Here is a 22053-nt window from a genome sequence, read left to right as displayed (position 1 = left end):
CGACGCATGGACAAGGTCGGCTGAAAGAGAACCCTCCTGTCCCCAGCACTCGCGAGCTCGCGGCCGGGCCCTGCGGGAGGGCCGTCGGGACGAGGTCACGGAGGCGCGGCGTGTTGCGCTCGGCCCGTCGTCCTCGCGGGCTAGCCTCGGATCGAACACGCGTTCGGCCGACCGAGGGGAGTCACATGCGGGTGCTCGGTATCGACCCGGGCCTCACCCGGTGCGGGTGGGGGGTCGTGGACGGGCGTCCTGGCGCGCGGCCCACGGCGGTGGGGGTCGGCGTGCTGCGCACGATGGCCGAACTGGACCTCGAACTGCGCCTGCTGGAGCTGCACACCGCCGTGACCGCCCTGCTGCGGGAGCACCGGCCGGACGTCGTCGCGATCGAGCGGGTCTTCACCCAGAACAACAAGGGCACCGCGACGGGTACGGCGCAGGCTGCGGGCGTCGCCGCCCTGGCTGCCGCCCAGGCCGACCGGCCGGTCGCCTGGCACACGCCCAGCGAGGTCAAGGCGGCCATCTCGGGCAGCGGCCGGGCGGACAAGGAGCAGGTCGCGATCATGGTCACCCGCGTCCTGGGCCTGACCGAGGCGCCCAAGCCGGCCGATGCCGCCGACGCCCTGGCGCTGGCGGTCTGCCACGCCTGGCGCGGGCCCGCCCAGGATCGGCTGCGCGCGGCCGCTGTCGCCCGCGGGATCGGCGCCCCCGTGCGGCGGACCACCCTCCCGCGCTGGACGGGGGTGGCCGCCCGATGATCGCCTCGGTGAGTGGCCGGGTGTCGGCGGTCTCGCCCGACGGTGCGGTCGTGGAGGTCGGCGGCATCGGGCTCGCCGTCCAGTGCACCCCCGGCACCATCGCCCGCCTGCAGGTGGGGGAGAGCGCCCGGCTCTCGACCAGCCTGATCGTGCGCGAGGACTCGCTGACCCTCTACGGGTTCGCCGACGACGACGAGCGGCAGCTGTTCGAGCTCCTGCAGACCGCGAACGGGGTGGGTCCGCGGCTCGCCCAGGCGGTGCTGGCCATCCATCCGCCGCGCGAGGTGCGCCGGGCGGTCTCCATGGCCGACGTCAAGGCGCTCATGCAGGTGCCGGGCATCGGCAAGAAGGGCGCCGAACGGCTGATCCTGGAGCTGCGGGACCGGCTCGGTTCCACCACGTCGGACACGTCGGTGGACGGCCCCGCCGTCGCAGGCCTCCCGTCGGTGACGCCGGTGGCGCCGTGGCGGGACCAGCTCACCTCCGCGCTGGTCGGCCTGGGCTGGTCGGCCAAGGAGGCCGACAGCGCACTCGCCCAGCTGGCCCCCGTGGCCGACGAGCAGATCGCGTCGACGGGGTCGGTCGAGGTCGCGGTCCTCCTGCGCCAGGCACTGCAGCTGCTGGGGCGGTCGTGAGCGCCCCGCGGGAGCGACAGGGCACAGCATGAGCACGCCCTTCGACCGGCCGCTGACCGGAGGGGTCGACGGGAGCCTGGGCCAGGACGGCGGGGTCTCCTCGCTCGCGGGTGACGAGGAACGGGTCGTCGAGTCCGCGCTGCGGCCGCACTCGCTGCACGACTTCATCGGCCAGCCCAAGGTCGCCCGCCAGCTGGCGCTGGTCCTCGAGGGGGCCAAACGGCGCGGCCGTCCGCCGGACCACGTGCTCCTCTCCGGCCCACCCGGGCTCGGCAAGACCAGCCTGGCCCTGATCATCGGCTCCGAGCTGGGCACCTCGGTGAAGATCACCAGCGGCCCGGCGATCGAGCGCTCCGGTGATCTGGCCGCGATGCTGTCCAACCTGGCCCCGGGCGACGTCCTCTTCATCGACGAGATCCACCGCATCGCCCGCCCCGCCGAGGAATTGCTCTACATGGCGATGGAGGACTTCCGGGTCGACGTCGTCGTCGGCAAGGGGCCGGGGGCGACGGCGATCCCGCTGGAGATCAGCCCCTTCACCCTCGTCGGTGCCACCACCCGTGCCGGGCTGCTCACCGGACCGCTGCGCGACCGCTTCGGCTTCGTCGGGCAGATGGAGTTCTACGAGCCGGCCGAGCTGCAGCAGGTGCTCCGCCGGAGCGCCGACCTGCTGGGGGTCGAACTCACCGAGGACGGTTCGGCGGAGATCGCCGGCCGCTCGCGCGGCACACCCCGGATCGCCAATCGGCTCCTGCGCCGGGTGCGTGACTACGCGGAGGTCGAGGCCGACGGCCGGGTGACCCGCGAGGTGGCCCAGGCCGCCCTCGCGCTCTACGACGTCGACGTCCTGGGTCTGGACCGGTTGGACCGCGCTGTCCTCGAAGCCCTCGTCGTCCGTTTCGGTGGCGGGCCGGTCGGCGTCGCCACGCTCGCCGTCGCGGTGGGGGAGGAGCCCAACACGGTCGAGGAGGTGTGCGAGCCCTTCCTGGTCCGGGCCGGCCTGCTCGCCCGCACACCCCGTGGACGGGTGGCCACCGAGGCCGCGTGGCACCACCTCGGGCACCCCCTGCCCCGCGGCGGCGCCCTCCTGGGAGGGGCCGGTGGGGTCATCGGCGCACCGACGACCCCGGGTGCGTCGTCAGAGACCCTGTTCGACGCATAGACTTCCGATCGCCGGCGCGCAACTCGTTCGGCCGCGGCTGTGCGCGTCCGTCCGGTCGCCCGCGCGCCGTGAACGTGAGGCAACCGACGCACCCCGAGCGGTCCCATCCGGGACCGCACCCACCGCGGAGCTGGATCCGCGGTAGAGAGGCACACCTGTTGTGGAGCAGTACTTTCCGATCATCATCCTGGCCCTGCTGGCGGTCATGCTGTTCGTCCTGCCGGCCCGGCAGCGCAAGCGCATGCAGGCCCAGGCGCAGGCGATGCAGGACTCGCTGACCATCGGGACGCCGGTCATGACCACCAGCGGTCTGCACGGCACGGTCGCCGCTCTCGGGGAGACCACGGTCGACCTCGAGATCGCCCCCGGCGTCGTCGTGACCTTCGCGCGGCCGGCGATCCTCGAGGTGCGCAAGCCCCTGGGGGCCGTCGGTGATGACGGCACCGACACCGGGACGCCCGGCGCGACCGGCGGACGGCCGGCCGACGGCACCCTCTGAGCCGGGGACCAGCGTGGCCAACCGCTCGATGCCGGCAGGACGGTACTTCGCCGCGTTCCTGCTGATCGTCGCCGTCCTGTACGGGCTCATCTACTTCACCGGCACCACCCGCACGCCCCAGCTCGGCCTCGACCTGCGCGGCGGCACGACGGTGACGCTGACGGCCCGCACCCCCGACGGCCAGGCGCCGGCCCAGGAGGACCTGGAGCTCGCGCGCCGGATCATCGAGCAGCGGGTCAACGGCCTCGGCGTCGCCGAGGCCGAGGTGGTCACCGAGGGCGACTCGAACATCGTCATCTCCGTCCCGGGGGACGACGGGGACCAGGCACGTGAGCTCGGGCAGACCGCTCAGCTCCGCTTCCGGCCGGTGATCCAGGGGCCCGAGCCGGTGTCGCCCGCCCCCACCGACAGCGCCGCGCCGACCGACCCCGCCGCGCCCACGGACTCGGCCGCGCCGACCGACCCCGCGCCGACCGACCCCGCGCCGACCGACCCCGCGCCGACCGACCCCGCGCCGACCGACCCCGCGCCGACCGACCCTGCCGCACCGACGGACCCCGCCGCGTCCACCGGGACGGCGGCTCCGTCCGGCGACGCGGTCGAGGACCCGGAGACGGATGCCTCGGGCCCGCCCGTCACCCAGGAGCAGGCCGCCGCCGAGTACGCGACGCTCACCTGCGAGACCGACGCGCAGGGTTCGGTGGACCGTCCGGAGGATTACGTCGCCGCCTGCAGTGAGGACGGCACGGCCAAGTACCTGCTCGGCCCGGCGGTCGTGGAGGGCACCGCCGTCACCGACGCGAGCGCCGGCACGCGTGCGGGCACCGGCGAGTGGATCGTCCAGCTGGACTTCGACCCCGAGGGTTCGGCGGCATGGGCGGCCTACACGGCCGCCAACGTCGGCAGCAGCGTGGGCATCACTCTCGACGGCCGTGTCATCTCCGCACCGACGATCAACTCCGCCATCTCCGGCGGGACCGAGATCTCGGGCAGCTTCGACCAGGAGTCGGCCACGGAGCTCGCCAACCAGCTGAAGTACGGCGCCCTGCCGCTGAGCTTCACCCAGGCCACGGCGCAGTCCATCTCCACCGAGCTCGGCGAGGAGCAGTTGGAGGCGGGCCTGATCGCGGGCGCCATCGGCATCGCGCTGGTCTTCCTCTACTCGCTGGTCTACTACCGGCTGCTGGGGCTGGTGATGATCGCCAGCCTGATCCTGTCGGGCGTCGTGGTCTACGCCTGCCTGGTGCTGCTGGGCCGGGAGATCGGCTTCACGCTGAGCCTCGCCGGGATCGCCGGCTTCATCGTCTCGCTGGGCATCACCGCGGACTCGTTCGTCGTCTACTTCGAACGACTCAAGGACGAGATCCGCGAGGGCCGCAGCTTCCGGTCCGCGGTGCCGCGGGCGTGGGTCCGGGCTCGGCGGACGATCCTCTCCGCCGACGCGGTCAGCTTCCTCGCCGCGGCCATCCTCTACCTGCTGGCGATCGGTGACGTGAAGGGCTTCGCCTTCACCCTGGGCATGTCGACGGTCCTGGACCTGGTCGTCGTCTTCCTCTTCACCCACCCGCTGCTGGCGGTGCTGTCCCGCTTCCGGTGGTTCGGCAACAGCCGGATCTCCGGTCTGGGCCGGGTCGAGCACACCCGCCGGCCGGTCCGCGGACCCGCGGCGGCCGGCCGTGACCTCGTCGGTGCCGGCAGCAGCCCCTCGGGAGCCGGCACCCGGTCCGGCGGCCCGGCAGACAGGAGCACGTCATGACCCGCACTTCCGAGGACGACGGGCCGGTCGACGGATCGGCCGAGCAGGCCGCCGACGAACAGGCGCTGGCCGACGCCGGTCTGCCCGCCGACGGCGGCACCGCTGCGCCCGCGGCCCGCACCGGGAACCGCTGGTCCGGGCTCGGCCACCGGCTCTACAACGGTGAGGCCGGCCTGGACGTCGTCGGCAACAGCCGGCTCATCTACCGGATCACCGCCGTCGTGGTGCTGCTCTGCCTCCTGTCGATGGTGTTCCGAGGATTCAACTTCGGCATCGACTTCGAGGGGGGCAACAGCTTCCGCGTGCCCGGCACCGAGCAGCAGCTCGTGGAGGTGCGCGAGGCGGCCGAGGAGGCCGGCGCCGATGTGTCGACCGCCCAGGTGGTCGGTGGCGACGAGCTGCTCCTGCGCACGGGGACCCTCGACAACGACACCGAGCGCGCCGTCGTCGAGGCGATCGCCGACGCCGCCGGGGTGCAGGCCTCCGAGGTCAGCCCCGAGTCGGTCAGCGCCGACTGGGGTCGGGACATCACCGACCAGGCGCTGATCGCCCTGGCCGTCTTCCTGGTCGCGGTCGTGCTGTTCCTGGCGGTCCGCTTCCAGCCGAAGATGGCGATCGGGGCGATGGCCGCCCTGCTGCACGACATCATCGTGACGGCCGGCATCTACTCCCTGATCGGCTTCGAGGTCACGCCTTCCACGGTGATCGGCTTCCTCACGATCCTGGGCTTCTCGCTCTACGACACCGTCGTCGTGTTCGACAAGGTCGACGAGAACGTCAAGGACCTCGAGCGCAGTGCCCGCATGACCTGGAGCGAGGCCGCCAACCTGGCGGTCAACCAGACGCTCATGCGCTCGATCAACACGTCGGTGATCGCGCTGCTGCCGGTCGCCGGTCTGCTGTTCGTCGGCGCCGGCCTGCTCGGGGTGGGCACGCTCAAGGACCTGGCGCTGGTGCTGTTCGTCGGGCTCGCGGCCGGCGCCTACTCGTCGATCGTGCTGGCGACCCCGATCGTGGCCGACCTCAAGGAGCGGGAGCCGGAGGTGCAGGCACTGCGCCGGCGCGTCCAGGCCCGCCGCTCCTCCGAGGCGCGGTCGGGCGGCCCGCGCGCGGGTGCACCGGCCGGTCCCGTGGCCCGCGCCCGGCGGGCCCGACCGGCCCGGGGCGGTGTCGCGGTCGCCGAACTGCCGGACTCCGTGGAGGCCGACGTCGTCGTGGAGTCGCCGTCGTCGGTCCGTCCGGACAGCGGGAGCGGTGCCACGGCGGCCCCGCGTCCCGGCGCACGCCCGCAGCGTCCCGGCGCCAGGGGACGCCCGCCGGGCAAGAAGCGCCGATGAGCCGGCCCGCCGCCGCCGGTGCGCCGGTGTCCGAAGAGCCACCCCTCGACGAGCTGATCGCCTCCCTGACCGTCGACGTGCCCGACTATCCGGAGCCCGGCGTCCTGTTCCGGGACCTCACCCCCGTCTTCGCGGACGGGCCCGCCTTCCGGCGCATGGTCGAGGGGCTGGCCGCACCGGGCGCCTCGGACCCCCGCGCGGCCGCCATCGCCGAGGCAGCGGGGCCGGACAGCGACGCCGGGTTCGACGTCGTCGTCGGTGTGGAGGCCCGGGGGTTCCTGCTCGCGGCCGCGGTCGCCCTCGGTAGCGGCGTGGGCGTGGTCCCGGTCCGCAAGGCCGGCAAGCTGCCCCGCGAACGGATCGCCGCCGACTACGCCCTGGAATACGGTACGGCGACCCTGGAGCTGCACGCCGACTCCATCCGCCCGGGGTCCCGGGTGCTCGTGGTCGACGACGTGCTGGCCACCGGCGGAACGCTGGGCGCGGCCATCGCGCTGGTCGAACGGCTCGGCGGCATCGTCACCGCGGTCTCGGTGGTGGTCGAGCTCGCCGCGCTCGGGGGACGGCAGCGGCTGGCGCCGCACACGGTGCACACCCTGTGGACCACCTGACCGAGGGAGACCTCGCCCACGGACGGGGTCGTCCGCGGCGCTGCCCCGCTAGCATGGAGAGGGTCATCTCTCCTCGATCGGGCAGGAGTCGCCGTGGCCTCCGACGTAGCCGCAGACGCGGCTCCCGCGCGGCCGGGTGAGCCCGTGACGGCGTCCCAGGGGCCCACCGCGGCAGCGACTCAGGCGGCAGCGACTCAGGCGGCAGCGACTCAGGCTCAGGCGGCCGGCCAGGCGCCTCGTCTTCCTCCGCTGCCCGACCGACCTGCCGTGCGCCGGCCCGACGACGTCGGCACCGAGCCAGGGGATGCCGACAGCGCTCCCCGCCGCCGGGTCCGTGACCGGCTGGCCCGCAGGATCGTCGTCGGTCAGCGCAGCACCGTCGTCCGTCCCGTCCTGGAGCCGCTGGCCGCACTGCACCGCCAGAGTCATCCCAAGGCCGACCTGGCGCTGCTGCAGCGGGCCTACGACGTCGCCGAGGCGGCGCACTCGGGGCAGAAGCGCAAGAGCGGCGACCCCTACATCACCCATCCGCTCGCCGTCGCGACCATCCTGGCCGGGCTGGGCATGGACACCACCACGCTGGTGGCGGCTCTCCTGCACGACACGGTGGAGGACACCGGCGTCACGCTGGATTCCATCACTGCCGACTTCGGCTCCGAGGTCACCCACCTCGTCGACGGCGTCACCAAGATCGACAAGGTGAAGCTGGGCGATGCCGCCCAGGCCGAGACCATCCGCAAGATGATCGTGGCGATGGCCCGGGACCCGCGGGTGCTGGTCATCAAGCTCGCCGACCGGCTGCACAACATGCGCACGCTTCGCTTCCTCCCGCCCGAGAAGCAGGAGAAGAAGGCGCGCGAGACGCTCGAGATCCTCGCCCCGCTGGCGCACCGGCTGGGCATGAACACGATCAAGTGGGAGCTCGAGGACCTCGCCTTCGCCACGCTCTACCCGAAGCGGTACGACGAGATCGTGCGGTTGGTCGCCGAGCGGGCGCCGTCGCGGGACACCTACCTGGCCGAGGTGACCTCCCAGGTCAGCGAGCAGCTGAAGGCGGCCAAGATCGACGCGGTCGTCACCGGCCGGCCCAAGCACTACTACTCGATCTACCAGAAGATGATCGTCCGCGGCCGCGACTTCACCGACATCTGGGACCTCGTCGGCATCCGGATCCTGGTCGACTCCGTCCGCGACTGCTACGCGGCGCTCGGCATCATGCACGCCCACTGGCAGCCGCTGCCGGGCCGCTTCAAGGACTTCGTCGCAATGCCGAAGTTCAACATGTACCAGTCGCTGCACACGACGGTGATCGGCCCGCAGGGCAAGCCGGTCGAGCTGCAGATCCGCACGCACGACATGCACCGCACCGCCGACTACGGCATCGCCGCGCACTGGAAGTACAAGGAGAACGCGAGGGCCGGCGGCAGGCCCAGCGCCGGAGAGTTCGGGGCGCCGAAGGCCGGCTCGCGCGACGACATGCTGTGGCTGCGACAGCTGCTGGACTGGCAGCGGGAGGCGCAGGAGCCCGGCGAGTTCCTCGAGACGCTGCGCTACGACCTCGGCCCGCAGGAGGTCTTCGTCTTCACGCCCAAGGGCGATGTGATCAGCCTGCCTGGCGAGTCGACGCCGGTGGACTTCGCGTACGCGGTGCACACCGAGGTGGGGCACCGCACGATCGGCGCACGGGTCAACGGCTCGCTGGTGTCCCTGGACAGCAAGCTCTCCAACGGCGACGTCGTCGAGGTCTTCACCTCCAAGTCGCCGACCGCCGGCCCGTCGCAGGACTGGCTGAACTTCGTCGGATCGTCCCGGGCGCGCACGAAGATCCGGCAGTGGTTCACCAAGGAGCGCCGCGAGGACGCCGTCGAGGCGGGCAAGGAAGCGATCACCCGCGCCATGCGCAAGGCCGGGCTGCCGCTGCAGCGGCTGCTGGGCGGGGAGGCGCTGTCCACCCTCGCCAAGGACCTGCGCTACGCCGACGTCACCGCCCTGTACGCGGCGGTGGGGGAGCACCAGATCTCCGCGGCCTCGGTGGTGGAGAAGCTCATCACCGCACTGGGTGGGAGCGAGGGCGCGGTCGAGGACATCGCCGAGACCGCCATCCCCACGCGGCGCGCGACACCGCGCCGCACCGCCAGCGGTGACCCGGGCGTCGTCGTGCACGGCATGTCCGACGTCTGGGCGAAGCTCGCCAAGTGCTGCACGCCGGTGCCGGGCGACGACATCCTCGGCTTCGTCACCCGCGGCGGCGGCGTGAGCGTGCACCGCACCGACTGCACCAACGCCGCAGACCTGCAGCGCAAGCCGGAACGGCTGGTCGAGGTGGAGTGGGCGTCGCAGCCCGGATCGGTCTTCCTCGTCGCCATCCAGGTCGAGGCCCTGGACCGGCACCGCCTGCTGTCCGACGTGACCAAGGCCCTCGCCGACGAGCGGGTCAACATCCTGTCGGCGTCGGTGCAGACCAGTCGCGACCGCGTGGCCGTCAGCCGGTTCACCTTCGAGCTGGCCGACCCGGCCCACCTCGGTGCCGTCCTGCAGACCGTGCGCAACGTCGACGGCGTCTTCGACGTCGAGCGCGTCACCGCCTGACGACAGCCCAGGGAGCATCGCAGCGAGCGCCAGCGAGCGAGGAGCGGACCGGGGCGCGGAGTCAGGCCGATGAACCCGCCTGACGACAGCCCAGGGAGCATCGCAGCGAGCGCCAGCGAGCGAGGAGCGGATCGGGGCGCGGAGTCAGGCCCATGAACACCGCCTGAACGAGCTCTCGGGGACCGAAAGCCCCCACAGGCCCCGTCCGGGGCACCGCCGCGGGCCTGCGGAGGCCGGCCGGACTGCCGAAAGGGCTCGAACGGCACCCGCGGGGGAGCGCCATTCGAGCCCTTCAGGTCGTGGTTACGCGGCGGCGACCGCCATGTCCGTGATGGTCACCGGGGTCGCCGGCGCCCCGTCGGTCGTGCCGCCCTCGACCCCGGCTTCGGCGATCTGGTCCAGTACCTCCAGGCCGGGCCCGTCGATGGTGCCGAGGACCGTGTAGTTGGGGTTGTTCTCGAGGCTGTCTCCGTAGACCAGGAAGAACTGGCTGCCGTCGGTGCCCTGCCCGCTGTTCGCCATTGCGATGGTGCCCCGCGGGTACGTCTCGTCGCCGGTGACCTGGGTCGGGAACTCGTAGGACGGTCCACCCATGCCGGTACCGGACGGATCGCCGCACTGCAGCACCTCCAGGCCCGGGGAGGTCGTGAGCCGGTGGCAGGGAGTGTCGTCGAAGAAGTCCTGCTCGGCGAGGTGGACCATGCTCGCTGTCGCGCACGGGGCCTTCGCGCGGTCGAGGGTCAATCCGATGTCGCCCGCGCTCGTGCTCATCGTCACGGTCGTGGTGCCGGTCGTCTCGACCTCGGCCGGCGGGGGCTCGACCTGGGTGAGGTTCGGGTTGCCGCTCTCGTCGGGGGTGAAGTCGCAGGTGCCGTCGCTGCCGTCGACCGTGGCCGCGGTGTCGGTGCCCGGGTCGGCGGAGACGTCGGGGTCGTCGTCGCCCGTGAACACGCCGGTGAGCAGCAGGGCCGCGCCGACCACCACGAGGACGGCGATGGCGCTGGCGACGATGCCCAGGTTGCGGCGGCGCTTCTTGGCCAGTTCGGCGCGGCGCTCCAGTTGGCGCTGCAGGTGACGCTGCGCAGCCTGGCGGCGCTGCTTGTTCGTGGGCACGGATCGAACTCCTCGGACGGACGGGTGCACGCGGGGGCGGCGGTGCGCGATGGGATCGGCCGCTGCCCGCTGGTCGGCTGCCGAGTCTAGGAGGCGGACCTGGGCGGGCCCCGGCAGCGCCGGGCAGGGAGAGCCCCCCGCGTAACCTGCACGAGTGCTCATCCGCTCCTTCCCCGCCGGCGCGTTCGGCACGAACTGCTATGCCGTGGCATCCGGTCCCGGACAGGAGTGCGTCGTCGTCGACCCCGGCATGGACGCCGTCGAGCCCCTGGCCCGGATGCTGGCCGAGGACGGCCTCAAGCCGGTGGCCGTCGTCCTGACCCACGGCCACCTGGACCACACCTTCTCCGTGCTGCCGGTGTGCGACGGCTACGACATCCCCGCGTACCTGCACCCGAGTGACCACGGCATGCTCGCCGACCCCGCGAAGTGGCACGGCCCCCAGCTGGCCCCGCTGATCACCGGCGTCCGGCTGCCCGACCCGTCCGAGGTCCGCCCCCTGGACGACGGCGCGGTGCTCTCGCTGGCCGGCGTCGAGCTGACCGTCCGCCACGCCCCCGGGCACACCCAGGGGTCGGTGATGTTCTCCGTGGACCTGGGCGAGGCGCCGGGCCTGCTGGCCGGAGACGTGCTCTTCGCGGGCTCGGTGGGCCGGGTCGACCTCCCCGGGGGGTCGTGGGACGCGATGCTCCGTTCGCTGCGCGACGTCGTCCTGCCGCTCGACGACGAGACGGTGGTGCTGCCCGGCCACGGCCCGGCGACGACGATCGGCCGCGAGCGGGCGACGAACCCGTACCTGGCCGAGGCCGCCCAGGCGCCGTCGGGACGCGGGCTGTGAGCGGGCTCAGCGCGCCGAAGGGCACGTTCGACACCCTGCCCCCGGACTCCGCACGGTTCCTCGCCGTCCGCGACACGCTGACCGCACCTCTGCGGAGGGCGGGCTACGGCTACGTCGAGACGCCGGTGTTCGAGGAGACCGCCGTCTTCTCGCGCGGGGTGGGGGAGTCCACCGACGTCGTGACCAAGGAGATGTACACCTTCGAGGACCGCGGCGGCCGCTCGCTGACCCTGCGCCCGGAACTGACCGCCGGACTGATGCGCGCCTTCATCGAGCACCGGCTGCACGACGGCGCGCTGCCGGTGAAGCTCTGGACGGTCGGCTCGGCGTTCCGCTACGAGCGCCCGCAGGCCGGCCGCTACCGGCACTTCACCCAGGTGGACATGGAGGCCCTCGGCGTCGACGACCCCGCGCTGGACGCCGAGGTCGTGGCGCTGGGCGTGCAGGGCTTCCGCGATCTCGGGTTGACGGACTTCGAGCTGCTGCTGACCTCGCTGGGCGACGCCACCTGCCGGCCCCAGTACCGGGAGCTGCTCGTCGAGTACCTGGCCAAGCTCGACCTCGACGAGGAGACCCGCCGTCGCGCGGAGATCAACCCGCTGCGGGTTCTCGACGACAAGCGTCCGGAGGTGCAGGCCCAGCTCGACGACGCGCCGCTGATGGTCGACCACCTCTCGGACGAGACGAAGGCGCACTACGACGCCGTCCGGCAGCACCTGACCGACCTCGGGGTCACCTGGACCGAGGCCCCCCGGCTGGTGCGCGGGCTGGACTACTACACGAAGACGACGTTCGAGTTCGTGCACCGCGGCCTGGGCGCGCAGTCGGCCATCGGAGGCGGCGGACGGTACGACGGGCTGTCCGCGGCGCTCGGCGGCCCCGACGTCTCGGGCATCGGGTACGCGGTCGGCGTCGACCGCACGCTGCTGGCGGTGCAGGCCGAGGGCCTGGACATCGGTGTCACGGCGGGGGTCCAGGCGTTCGTCGTCCCGCTCGGCGCCGAGGCCAAGCGCGTCGCCGTCCGGCTGATCGGGCAGCTGCGCCAGGCCGGGATCGCCGCCGACACGGTGTACGGCGACCGCGGGCTCAAGGGCGCGATGAAGGCCGCGGACCGGTCCGGGGCCTCGCACGTCGTCGTGGTCGGCGAGCGGGACCTGGCCGAGGGAGTGGGCCAGCTCAAGGACATGCGGACCGGCGAGCAGCGGCCGGTCCCGGTGGCCGAGCTGTTCGATGCCCTGCGGCGTGCGACGGTGGAGAAGTGATGGAACAGCGACCTCTGGGGCGCACCGGCGCCGACGTCAGCGTGATCGGGCTGGGTACCTGGCAGCTCGGCGGTGACTGGGGCGACGTCGACGACGACGCGGCCGCCGACGTCCTCGACGCCGCGCTCGACGCCGGCGTGACCCTGCTGGACACCGCCGACGTGTACGGCGACGGGCGCTCGGAGCAGCGCATCCGGAAGGCGCTCGCGCCGCGGGCGGAGCGTCCCTTCGTCGCCACGAAGGCCGGCCGCCGCGCCGACCCGTTCGAGGCGGCGCAGTACACGCCCGACAACCTGCGCGCGTGGATCGACCGCTCGCGCCGCAACCTCGGCGTCGACACCCTCGACCTGGTCCAGCTGCACTGCCCGCCGACGGCCGTCTACTCCGACGACCGGGTCTACGACACCCTGGACACGCTGGTCGAGGAGCAGGCGATCGCCGCCTACGGCGTGTCGGTCGAGACGGTCGAGGAGGGCATGACCGCGCTCCAGCACCCGGGCGTGCAGACCATCCAGGTCATCCTCAACATCTTCCGGCGCAAGCCGCTCGAGGAGCTGCTGCCGGCAGCCCAGCGGGCCGGCGTCGGCATCCTCGCTCGCGTGCCGCTGGCCAGCGGCCTGCTGACCGGGAAGTACGACGAGTCGACGACGTTCCCCGCCGACGACCACCGGAACTTCAATCGCCACGGCGAGGCCTTCGACGTCGGCGAGACCTTCTCCGGCGTCCCGTTCGACGTCGGTGTGGCCGCCGCCCGCGCGGTGGCCGAGATCGCCGGTGACGCCGTGCCGACCGCCGCCTTCGCGCTGCGCTGGGTGATCGACCAGCCCGGCGTCACCGCCGTCATCCCGGGTGCCCGCACCGTCACCCAGGTCCGCGGCAACGTCGCGGCCGCCACCCTGGCGCCCCTGTCCGACTCCCAGCTCAGCGACCTCGAGCGCGTCTACGACGAGCGCATCCGCGCCCACGTCCACGACCGCTGGTAGCCCCCGCTCGGTCGACGTCCCACCACCCACCCGAAGGATCCCCACCTGTGCTTCGCACCCACGACGCCGGCACGCTGCGCGCGGCCGACGCCGGAACCACCGTCACCCTCGCCGGCTGGGTGGCCCGCCGCCGCGACCACGGCGGGGTCGTCTTCCTCGATCTGCGGGACGCCTCGGGCTACGTCCAGGTGGTCGTCCGCGAGGAGGAGGCCCACCACCTGCGCAACGAGTACTGCGTCCTGGTCACCGGCGAGGTGCGCCGCCGTCCCGAGGGCAACGAGAACCCCGAGCTGCCGACCGGTGAGATCGAGGTGGCCACGTCGTCCCTGGAGGTGCTGTCGGCCTCGGCGCCCCTGCCCTTCCCGATCGAGACCGACCACGCCGCGTCCGACGACGTCCGCTACAAGTACCGGTACCTCGACCTGCGGCGGCAGGGCCCGGCGAAGGCCCTTCGGCTGCGGTCGGAGGTCAACCGGATCGCCCGCGGCGTGATGGCCTCGCACGGGTTCGTCGAGGTGGAGACGCCGTCGCTGACGCGATCCACGCCCGAGGGGGCCCGCGACTTCGTCGTCCCCGTTCGGCTGCAGCCGGGCAAGTGGTACGCCCTGCCGCAGTCGCCGCAGCTGTTCAAGCAGCTGCTCATGATCGGCGGGCTCGAGCGCTACTACCAGATCGCCCGCTGCTTCCGGGACGAGGACTTCCGCGCCGACCGGCAGCCGGAGTTCACCCAGCTCGACTTCGAGATGAGCTTCGTGGAGCGCGACGACGTGCTGGCGGTCGCCGAGGACGTCGTCCGGGCGCTGTGGCAGGAGCTCGCCGCCTACGACGTGCCCGAGATACCGCGGATGACCTACCGCGAGGCGATGGACCGCTTCGGGTCGGACAAGCCCGACCTGCGGTTCGGCATCGAGCTGACCGAGCTCACCGAGTACTTCGCCGACACGCCGTTCCGCGTCTTCCAGGCGCCCTACGTCGGCGCCGTCGTGATGCCCGGCGGTGGCTCGCAGCCGCGACGCGCGTTCGACGCCTGGCAGGACTGGGCGAAGTCGCGCGGGTCGCGGGGGCTGGCCTACGTGACGATCGCGGAGGACGGCACCCTCGGCGGGCCGGTGGCCAAGAACATCTCCGACGCCGAGCGCGCGGGCCTGGTCGAGGCCGTGGGCGCGAAGCCGGGCGACTGCGTCTTCTTCGCCGCCGGTGCCCGCCGCACCTCGCAGGAGCTGCTGGGCGCGGCCCGCAACGAGATCGCCAAGCGTCTGGAGCTCATCGAGCCCGGCACCTGGTCGTTCCTGTTCGTCGTCGACTTCCCCATGTTCGAGGAGACCGAGGACGGCTCCTGGACCTTCATGCACCACCCGTTCACCTCGCCCACGCCCGAGTGGCGGGAGCGGTTCGCCGACGACAAGGGCGCGGCCCTGTCCGACGCCTACGACATGGTGATCAACGGCAACGAGGTGCTGAGCGGCTCGGTCCGTATCCACGACGCCGGGCTGCAGGAGCGGGTCTTCGAGACCCTCGGCATGTCCCGCGAGGAGGCCCGCGAGCGGTTCGGCTTCTTCCTCGAGGCCTTCGCCTACGGCCCGCCGCCGCACGCCGGCGCCGCGCTCGGCTGGGACCGGCTCTCCGCGCTGCTCTCGGGTGTCGAGTCCATCCGCGAGGTCATCGCCTTCCCGAAGACCGGTGCCGGGTTCGACCCGCTGACCGGTGCGCCGACGCCGATCACCGAGGCGCAGCGCAAGGAGGCCGGCATCGACGCGAAGCCGGAGGAGCCGGCGCTGCCGGGGGAGCCCGGAGCGCCCGGTCCCACGAACCCGGCGCACTGAGCGCCGCGGGGGCGCAAGGCCCTTGTCGGCGGTCCGGTAGCGGCGGACCATCCGGGCCGTGGAGCTCACGGTCGTCCTGCAACCGGATCCGAGCACGGATGCGGAGGACCGGGAGCGCCTCGGCCGGCAGCTGCGCAACGAGTTGCGGGAACTCGACGTCGACGAGGTGACACCGGTCGCCGGCGCGCCGGCGCCGGACGGGGCGAAGTCCGGTGCGGCCGCGTCGCTGACCGAGTGGCTGGTGACCCTCAGCAGCGGTGGCGGCGTCTTCGTGACCGTCATCGCCACGATCCGGGAGTGGCTCTCGCGGCGGGACGGGGCGCACAAGGTCACGGTCACCATCGACGGCGACACCCTGGAGTTGAGCCACGCCACACCGGTCGAGCGGGCCGACCTGATCGAGACCTTCGTCCGACGCCATCAGCCGGCGTGAGCCATGGCCGCCGGCCGCAAGGCGCTGGTCGTCGCCACGTACGAGTACGCGGACGGCGGGTTGCGTCGGCTGGCGGCGCCCGAGCACGACGCGGAAGCTTTGGCCGCGGTCCTCGAGGACCCGGCCGTCGCGGGCTTCGACGTCACGATGCTGGTCAACCAACCGCACCACGTGGTCGGTGAGGCGATCGCGGACTTCTACACCGGGGCCCGGCGCGACGACCTGACGCTGCTCTACTTCACCGGGCACGGGCTGAAGGACGACGAGGGCCGCCTCTACCTCGCGATGACCAACACCCGCCGTTCGGCGCTGATGTTCACCGCCATCTCCGGGGCCCAGCTCAACGACGCGATGGACGCCTCGGCGTCGCGGCGCAAGGTGCTGATCCTCGACTGCTGCTACAGCGGGGCGTTCCCGTCCGGGCGGCGCGCCAAGGCCGACGAGGGCGTCCAGACGCTGGAGCGCTTCCAGGGCAAGGGCCGGGCGGTGCTGACCGCCTCCGACGCCACGCAGTACGCCTTCGAGGGCGACGACCTGCGCGGCACCGGGACGTCGTCGGTCTTCACGCGGTACCTGGTCGAGGCGATCAGCAGCGGCGCCGCCGACCTGGACGAGGACGGCGACATCGCGCTCGACGAGCTGTACAGCTACGTGTACGACCGGGTGACGACCGAGATGCCGCAGCAGCGGCCGAAGAAGCAGGAGGACGTCGACGGGCGGATCCTCATCGCCCGCAACGTGCACTGGACGCTGCCGGTGCACCTGCAGCACGTGATCGAGAGCCCGATCGCCGCACAGCGGCTGAGCGCCGTGCAGGAGCTGGAGCACCTGCACCGGGCGGGCAACGACATCGTCCGCGCGGCGGTCGCGGAGCAGCTGGCCGTGCTGGCCGCGGACGACAGCCGCTCGGTCGCAGCCGCCGCGTCCGGGCTCCAGGAGCGGCTGGGACTCGACGGCGGGACGTCCTCCGAGCGGACCGTTCGCGAGCCCGCAGCCGAGACCCGGGCCGTGCAGGCTCCGGGAGGACCTGCGGCGGTCACCACCGGGGCCGCCTCGGGTGTCTCCGGTCCGGCGAGGAGACCTCCGGTGACCGCGAAGGCGCCGCCACCCGACGCCTCGGCCACGCCGAGGAGATCCGCGACACCCGCGGGCCCGACGGTGGACGGGCGCACACGGGGTCGAGCGGCCGGGCCGGACGACGCAGCACAGGCGCAGCCCCCGGGGGCGCTCCCGCTCCTCCTGACGGTCACCCTGGTCGGCGGCGTCCTCCTGCTGCTGTCGCGGTTCCTGGTGTTCGAGAGCACGTACACGGTCGTGGCCGCGGACTTCCAGAACGGCATCCACTGGATCTCCTGGGTGATCGGGGCGGGGTTGCCGCTCCTGGTCGCCTTCCAGTTGCTGGTCGTGCGGGGAACCGCCGCGTGGGGGGTCGCGCTGGCCGGAGGGATGGTCGGCGGTGCGGCTCTGAGCCAGCTGGACCTGGTGCTGGCGACCTGGGCCTACTTCCGCACCCCGGAGACGAGTGAGATGCCAGGGCCGGGGTGGTGGGCGACGCTGCTCGGCGCCGTCGTCCTCCTGGGCGGCGCGGTCGTGGTGCTCCGGCAACCGTCCCTGCGCGCCCGCCCGGGAGTCCGGAGCGACTGGCGCGCCTTCAGCGGTGTGCTGCTCGTCGTCGGTGGCCTCGCGGCCTGGCTGACCGCGCAGGACGAGGCGTCGCCGTGGCTGACGTTCAACGAACCGGCGCTGCTGTTGGCCGCCGTCTGCTTCCCCGTGGTGGTCCTGGACCTCGACCGCGCCCAGCGGTTGTTCGGGCTGGCCACCGCGACCGTTCTCGCCGTGTGGGTGGCATCGGGCCACGTCCAGGCGCTGGTCATCGACAACTTTCCGGTCGACGCCCGAGCGACCGTGGTGGCACTGGTGTCGGTCGTCTGCTCGCTGGCCGGTTGCTACCTCTCCCAGGCGCGCACGGGCCGGCGGCTCGAGGGTGACCCGATCGGCTCCCGATAACGTCGGGGGCATGTCGCTGCGCGCCCGTACCCTCCTCGGACCCGGACCGTCCAACCCCTACCCGGAGGCCACGGTGGCCCTCGGGCAGCCGCTGCTCGGGCACCTCGACCCGGTGTTCCTGGCGATCCTCGACGAGACCTCGGACCGGCTCCGGCACGTCTTCGGAACGGCGAACCGCCGCACTCTGCCGCTGTCCGCGACCGGCTCGGCGGGCATGGAGGCGGCGTTCGTCAACACCGTGGGCCCCGGCGACGTCGTCGTCGTCGCGGTGAACGGGCTCTTCGGCGAGCGCATGGTCGAGGTCGCCTCCCGGTGCGGCGCCCAGGTCGTCCGGGTGGACCACGAGTGGGGACAGCCGGTCGACGCCGAGCGGGTGCTGGCCGCGCATCCCGCCCCGAAGGTGATCGCCGCCGTCCACGCCGAGACCTCCACCGGCGTCCGGTCCGACCTCGAGCCGCTCGGGGCCGGCAAGGGCGATGCGTTGCTGCTCGCCGACTGCGTGACCTCGCTCGGTGGCATCCCGGTCCAGCTGGACGACTGGGGTGTCGACCTGGCCTACTCCGGCTCGCAGAAGTGCCTGGGTGTCGCACCCGGCCTGGCGCCCTTCACCATCAGCGATCGGGCGTGGGGGCGGCGGATCGGGAAGCCGCAGAGCTGGTACCTCGACCTCGGTCTGCTGGGTGGGTACGCAGGCGAGGCCACGGGGTCCGGCCGGACCTACCACCACACCGCGCCCACGGGCATGGTCGTGTCCCTGCATGCGGGCCTGGGCCGGATCCTCGACGAGGGACTGGACGCCGTCCACGCCCGCCACGAGGAGGCCGGACGGCTGCTGCACGCCGGCCTGCAGGAGTTGGGGCTCGAGCTGTTCGCCGCGGAGGGGTACCGGCTGCCGGAGCTGACCACGGTGAAGGTGCCCGACGGCGTCCACTCGGCCGCCGTGCGCAAGGAGCTGCTGGAACGCTTCGACATCGAGATCGGCGGGGGAGTGGGCGCCCACGCGACCACGGTCTGGCGGATCGGGCTCATGGGCGCCAACGCCACCCCCGACAAGGTGGCGCTCGTGCTGGCCGCGCTCGAGGACGTCCTCGGCCGCTGAGCGTCGCTGCCGTCGAGTGAGCAGTTCCGGTCGCTCGGCCGGGCGTGTCGGCCCGTGTCGGCGACACCAACTGCTCAGTCGGCTGGTCGGCGCTGAGCTTCACCAGGTGGCGCCCCGGCTGACCAAGGCCCGACGCGTCCGCTCGACGACGGCGTGGAGGCGTCCCAGGACGCCGCGTCCGAATCGCAGGACGAGCCAGCCGTCGGCCGCCATCAGCGAGTACCGCTCGAGGTCTCGGTCGAACTGGCCGCGTTCGGCATGGTGCCGGCCTTCGTACTCGAGGGCGACCTTCCAGCGCGAGTAGCCCAGGTCGGCGTGCGCGACGGGCCGTCCCCGCACGCTCAGGACCGGCACCTGGACCTCCGGGTCGGGGAGGTCGCTGTCGATGAGCGCGTACCGGACCAGGCTCTCCGGACGCGAGGCAGCCGACGGGGTGAGCAGCGGTGCCAGCCGCCGGGCGAACACGATCCCGCGTGCTCCCGATGCCCGCTCGAGGCGACGGGCCAGGGCAGTCGGGTGCAGGTGACCTCGCCGCATGAGGTCGTCGCCGACGGCCAGCAGTTCCGGTGGTGGCACCAGCGTGGCGAGGTCCAGCCAGGTCTGCGGTCCGCTGGTCAGCGGCAGCCCGCGGTGGTGGACGACGTCCTCGTCGGTCAGGTCCCGGACGTGCGCGCGGACGCGGCGCCGCCGTGGTCGGTAGACACCCGGCGGCAGACTCACGGCCAGGGCCAGTCGTGCGGCACGGGTGCACCGAGCAACGCGGCCGCCGTGGCGTGCGAGAAGACGGCCGCCGAGGGCAGGACCGGGAACAGCGCACAGCACGCAGCGAACACGCCGAGCGGCACCGAACGGGAGACGTAGGCGCCGCGACTCACCCGGACTCCGTCCGTCCTGAGCTGCGACCTGGTCAGTCCGGCGGCCAGTGCCTGCTGCCGGGTGTAGGAGGGCGGCAGCTCCGAGGAGTCCATCTGCGGAGCGTCGGGCGTGCGTGACCGTCGATGGGGACCGTTTCGCCATCCGTGGACAACGGCGGGACGTGTGGATCCACCGGCTGAGCAGTAGTGGTCGGTCGTGCGGGCGTGTCCACGCGTGTCGGCGGCACCAACTGCTCACTCGGCGGCCTGACTGCCCTCAGCCGGCGGGCGGCCTCCAAGCGGGGTCGCGACCGAGGAGGCCGAGCGCCCGGTGCTGGAGCGGGGCGTCGTCGGGCACCTCGACGACCGGGCCGAAGACGGTGACGCCGGGGCCGAACGCTCCAGGCACGCGCATGACGTCGGGGATCTCCTGCAGGGCCGGCCACATGCGCTCCAGCTCCGCCGGGTCGATGGTGTCGTCCTGACCGGTGGCCCGGGCCAGGTCCCAGCGGTGCAGCACCATGTCCTCGCTGACCACCCGATCGACCATGTCCGCCCCCGGCATCGTGCCCGCGGGGCTCTCGGTCACCTGCCCGGCGAGGTCGGGATCGTCCAGGACCGCCTCGACGTCCGCCCGGGCGGTCCGGAAGGCGGTGAGCGGGTCGGCGTCCACGTCCGCGGGCGTCGGCTGCCTGCCGTACGGCCGGAGCATCACGGAGTGCATGTCGACGACGTGCCGTACGACGTCCCGCGCGTCCCATTCGGCGCAGGGTGACGGCCGGCCCCAGCCCTCCTCCCCGACGGCCGCGACCGTCGCCTCGAAGGCGTCCGCCCGCCGGCGGTACCGCTCGGCGATCTCGCTTCTGCCGGTGTCCATCCCGCATACCTCCCGGATCGTGCGGTGCTCGTACGCAGACGACTGCGCGGATGCACCGCAGTCATCGGTCAGCCGGCGTTCAGGCGGGCCAGTTGGTCGGAAGTGAGCGTGAGGTCGGCGGCCGCCGCGGAGTCCTGGATGGACGCCGCCCGTGAGGCCCCGGGGATGGGCAGCACGACGTCGGCCTGCGCCAGGTGCCAGGCCAGCGCCACCCGGTACACCGAGACGCCCAGCTCGTCGGCGACCTCCGCGAACGCCGGGGCGGCGGAGTCCAGCGAGCCGGCCGCGCTCACGCCCCCGAACGGGCTCCACGGGATGAAGGCCAATCCGTGCGTCGCACAGTGCTCGAGCTCGTCGGCAGAGAACCGCCAGCCCGGCGAGAACTGGTTCTGCACGCTCACGAAGGCGTCACCGATCACCGAGCGGGCGACGTCGATCTGCGCGATGTCGGCGTTGGAGACCCCGACCATGCGCACCAGCCCGTGGTCGACCAGCGCCCGCAGCGCGCCCATCGACTCCTCCCACGGCGTCTCGGGGTCGGGCCGGTGGTACTGGTAGAGCCCGATCGCGTCCCCACCCAGCCGTCGCAGCGAGTCCTCGGCGGCCCGGCGCAGGTAGGCCGACGAGCCGTCCAGGCCCCAGTCCGTGCCCTGGCGGGTGTGGCCGCCCTTGGTCGCGACCAGCACGTCCGCCGCACCGGGGCCGTAGGACGCGAGCGCCTCGGCGACCAGCGTCTCGTTGTGCCCGAACTCCGACTCGTCGCGGGCGTAGGCGTCGGCGGTGTCGATCAGCGTCACCCCGGCGTCCAAGGCGGCGTGGACGACGCCGACGGCGTCCTCCCGTGAGGGCCGGTCGGACTTGGTGGAGAGGGGCATCGCTCCGAGGCCGATCGCGCTGACCGTCACGTCCCCGATGCGTCGCTTCTTCACGGGCATGTCGTGCCCCGCGGGTAGCGTCGGGAACCGTGACATCGCTGTTCGACGCGCCAGAGGAGGGCGGGCCGGCGCCCGTCGACCCGGGCGCACCGCTCGCGGTGCGCATGCGGCCCCGCGCGCTCGACGAGGTCGTGGGCCAGCAGCACCTGCTCGGTGACCGGGCCCCGCTGCGGCGGCTGGTGGAGTCCGACGAGCCCATGTCGCTGGTCCTGTACGGCCCGCCGGGCACCGGCAAGACGACGCTCGCGCACGTCATCTCGCTGGCCACCAAGCGGCAGTTCGTGCAGCTCTCGGCGCTGGACTCCGGCGTCAAGGAGGTCCGCGCGGTCATCACCGCGGCCAAGCGGGAGCTCACCTACGCCGGCCGTCGCACGGTGCTGTTCATCGACGAGGTGCACCGCTTCTCCAAGACCCAGCAGGACTCCCTGCTGTCAGCGGTCGAGGACCGGATCGTCAGCCTCATCGCGGCCACCACCGAGAACCCG

At 72.9% G+C, this 22053-nt stretch carries 21 protein-coding genes; 16 read left to right on the top strand and 5 right to left on the bottom strand.

Going from position 1 to position 22053, the window contains the following annotated elements; all coding sequences use genetic code 11:
• Positions 1-185: 185 nt before the first annotated feature.
• From ruvC to CHB94_RS03285, 8 genes are all read left to right on the top strand, one after another.
• Positions 186-755, top strand: a complete 570-nt coding sequence (gene ruvC, locus CHB94_RS03320) for a crossover junction endodeoxyribonuclease RuvC (protein WP_089335182.1) — start codon at positions 186-188, stop codon at positions 753-755.
• The gene (gene ruvA / locus CHB94_RS03315) at positions 752-1390 is read left to right on the top strand and encodes a Holliday junction branch migration protein RuvA (RefSeq protein WP_089335181.1); all 639 of its coding nucleotides are present in this window, start codon (positions 752-754) and stop codon (positions 1388-1390) included. Before ruvC ends, ruvA begins: the two co-directional genes overlap by 4 nt.
• A 28-nt stretch (positions 1391-1418) precedes the next feature.
• Complete coding sequence (ruvB, locus tag CHB94_RS03310; RefSeq protein WP_089335180.1) at positions 1419-2552, top strand: Holliday junction branch migration DNA helicase RuvB; 1134 nt, start codon at positions 1419-1421, stop codon at positions 2550-2552.
• A 160-nt stretch (positions 2553-2712) separates the two neighbouring features.
• A complete protein-coding gene (yajC, locus tag CHB94_RS03305; RefSeq protein ID WP_089335179.1) occupies positions 2713-3051 on the top strand; it encodes a preprotein translocase subunit YajC in 339 nt (112 codons plus the stop codon).
• Between the two features lie 28 nt (positions 3052-3079).
• Positions 3080-4807: a protein translocase subunit SecD gene (gene secD / locus CHB94_RS03300; RefSeq protein ID WP_089335408.1), complete on the top strand. Its 1728-nt coding sequence runs from the start codon at positions 3080-3082 to the stop codon at positions 4805-4807.
• Positions 4804-6144, top strand: a complete 1341-nt coding sequence (secF, locus tag CHB94_RS03295; RefSeq protein WP_089335178.1) for a protein translocase subunit SecF — start codon at positions 4804-4806, stop codon at positions 6142-6144. The genes secD and secF overlap by 4 nt, the downstream gene beginning before the upstream one ends.
• Entirely contained in the window at positions 6141-6755 is a 615-nt protein-coding gene (locus tag CHB94_RS03290; RefSeq protein WP_089335177.1) for an adenine phosphoribosyltransferase, read from the top strand. The genes secF and CHB94_RS03290 overlap by 4 nt, the downstream gene beginning before the upstream one ends.
• Before the next feature lie 267 nt (positions 6756-7022).
• On the top strand, positions 7023-9344 hold the full coding sequence (locus tag CHB94_RS03285) for a RelA/SpoT family protein (RefSeq protein WP_303395975.1): 2322 nt from the start codon (positions 7023-7025) through the stop codon (positions 9342-9344).
• Positions 9345-9647: 303 nt separating this feature from the next.
• On the opposite strand, the gene CHB94_RS03280 is transcribed toward CHB94_RS03285, so the two are convergent.
• Positions 9648-10457: a peptidylprolyl isomerase gene (locus CHB94_RS03280; protein WP_089335175.1), complete on the bottom strand. Its 810-nt coding sequence runs from the start codon at positions 10455-10457 to the stop codon at positions 9648-9650.
• A gap of 154 nt (positions 10458-10611) precedes the next feature.
• Here CHB94_RS03280 and CHB94_RS03275 point away from each other — a divergent pair, with 154 nt between their 5' ends.
• Genes CHB94_RS03275 through CHB94_RS03245 form a run of 7 tightly spaced genes read left to right on the top strand, consistent with a single transcriptional unit; the run spans position 10612 to position 18902 of the window.
• Entirely contained in the window at positions 10612-11295 is a 684-nt protein-coding gene (locus CHB94_RS03275; protein ID WP_089335174.1) for an MBL fold metallo-hydrolase, read from the top strand.
• Positions 11292-12557, top strand: coding sequence for a histidine--tRNA ligase (gene hisS / locus CHB94_RS03270; protein WP_089335173.1), 1266 nt, complete (start codon positions 11292-11294; stop codon positions 12555-12557). Before CHB94_RS03275 ends, hisS begins: the two co-directional genes overlap by 4 nt.
• Positions 12557-13540 (top strand): aldo/keto reductase, encoded by a 984-nt coding sequence (locus CHB94_RS03265; RefSeq protein WP_089335172.1) that lies wholly within the window; start codon positions 12557-12559, stop codon positions 13538-13540. Before hisS ends, CHB94_RS03265 begins: the two co-directional genes overlap by 1 nt.
• A gap of 47 nt (positions 13541-13587) precedes the next feature.
• Positions 13588-15363, top strand: coding sequence for an aspartate--tRNA ligase (aspS, locus tag CHB94_RS03260; protein WP_089335171.1), 1776 nt, complete (start codon positions 13588-13590; stop codon positions 15361-15363).
• 58 nt (positions 15364-15421) lie between these two features.
• Positions 15422-15796, top strand: a complete 375-nt coding sequence (locus CHB94_RS03255) for an effector-associated constant component EACC1 (RefSeq protein ID WP_217899149.1) — start codon at positions 15422-15424, stop codon at positions 15794-15796.
• A 3-nt stretch (positions 15797-15799) separates the two neighbouring features.
• Positions 15800-17803 (top strand): caspase family protein, encoded by a 2004-nt coding sequence (locus tag CHB94_RS03250; RefSeq protein WP_089335169.1) that lies wholly within the window; start codon positions 15800-15802, stop codon positions 17801-17803.
• Positions 17804-17813: 10 nt separating this feature from the next.
• A complete protein-coding gene (locus CHB94_RS03245; protein WP_089335168.1) occupies positions 17814-18902 on the top strand; it encodes a pyridoxal-phosphate-dependent aminotransferase family protein in 1089 nt (362 codons plus the stop codon).
• 99 nt (positions 18903-19001) lie between these two features.
• Here the strand turns inward: CHB94_RS03245 and CHB94_RS03240 are convergent, their stop codons facing one another.
• From CHB94_RS03240 to CHB94_RS03230, 4 genes are all read right to left on the bottom strand, one after another.
• A complete protein-coding gene (locus CHB94_RS03240; protein WP_254920370.1) occupies positions 19002-19622 on the bottom strand; it encodes an endonuclease domain-containing protein in 621 nt (206 codons plus the stop codon).
• On the bottom strand, positions 19619-19870 hold the full coding sequence (locus CHB94_RS25945; protein WP_254920369.1) for a hypothetical protein: 252 nt from the start codon (positions 19868-19870) through the stop codon (positions 19619-19621). Before CHB94_RS25945 ends, CHB94_RS03240 begins: the two co-directional genes overlap by 4 nt.
• 163 nt (positions 19871-20033) lie before the next feature.
• Complete coding sequence (locus CHB94_RS03235; protein ID WP_089335167.1) at positions 20034-20633, bottom strand: TIGR03086 family metal-binding protein; 600 nt, start codon at positions 20631-20633, stop codon at positions 20034-20036.
• 68 nt (positions 20634-20701) lie between these two features.
• Complete coding sequence (locus CHB94_RS03230; RefSeq protein WP_089335166.1) at positions 20702-21562, bottom strand: aldo/keto reductase; 861 nt, start codon at positions 21560-21562, stop codon at positions 20702-20704.
• 35 nt (positions 21563-21597) lie between these two features.
• On the opposite strand from CHB94_RS03230, the gene CHB94_RS03225 reads away from it, so the two are divergent.
• The coding region (locus CHB94_RS03225; RefSeq protein WP_141137408.1) for an AAA family ATPase at positions 21598-22053 on the top strand (456 nt) is incomplete at its 3' end.

Origin of the sequence: Blastococcus mobilis, assembly GCF_900188025.1 — a bacterium.
Classification (GTDB): Bacteria; Actinomycetota; Actinomycetes; order Mycobacteriales; family Geodermatophilaceae; genus Blastococcus_B; species Blastococcus_B mobilis.
The sequence above is the reverse complement of the archived record's forward strand: the minus strand, read 5'-3'. Positions and strand labels throughout refer to the sequence as shown.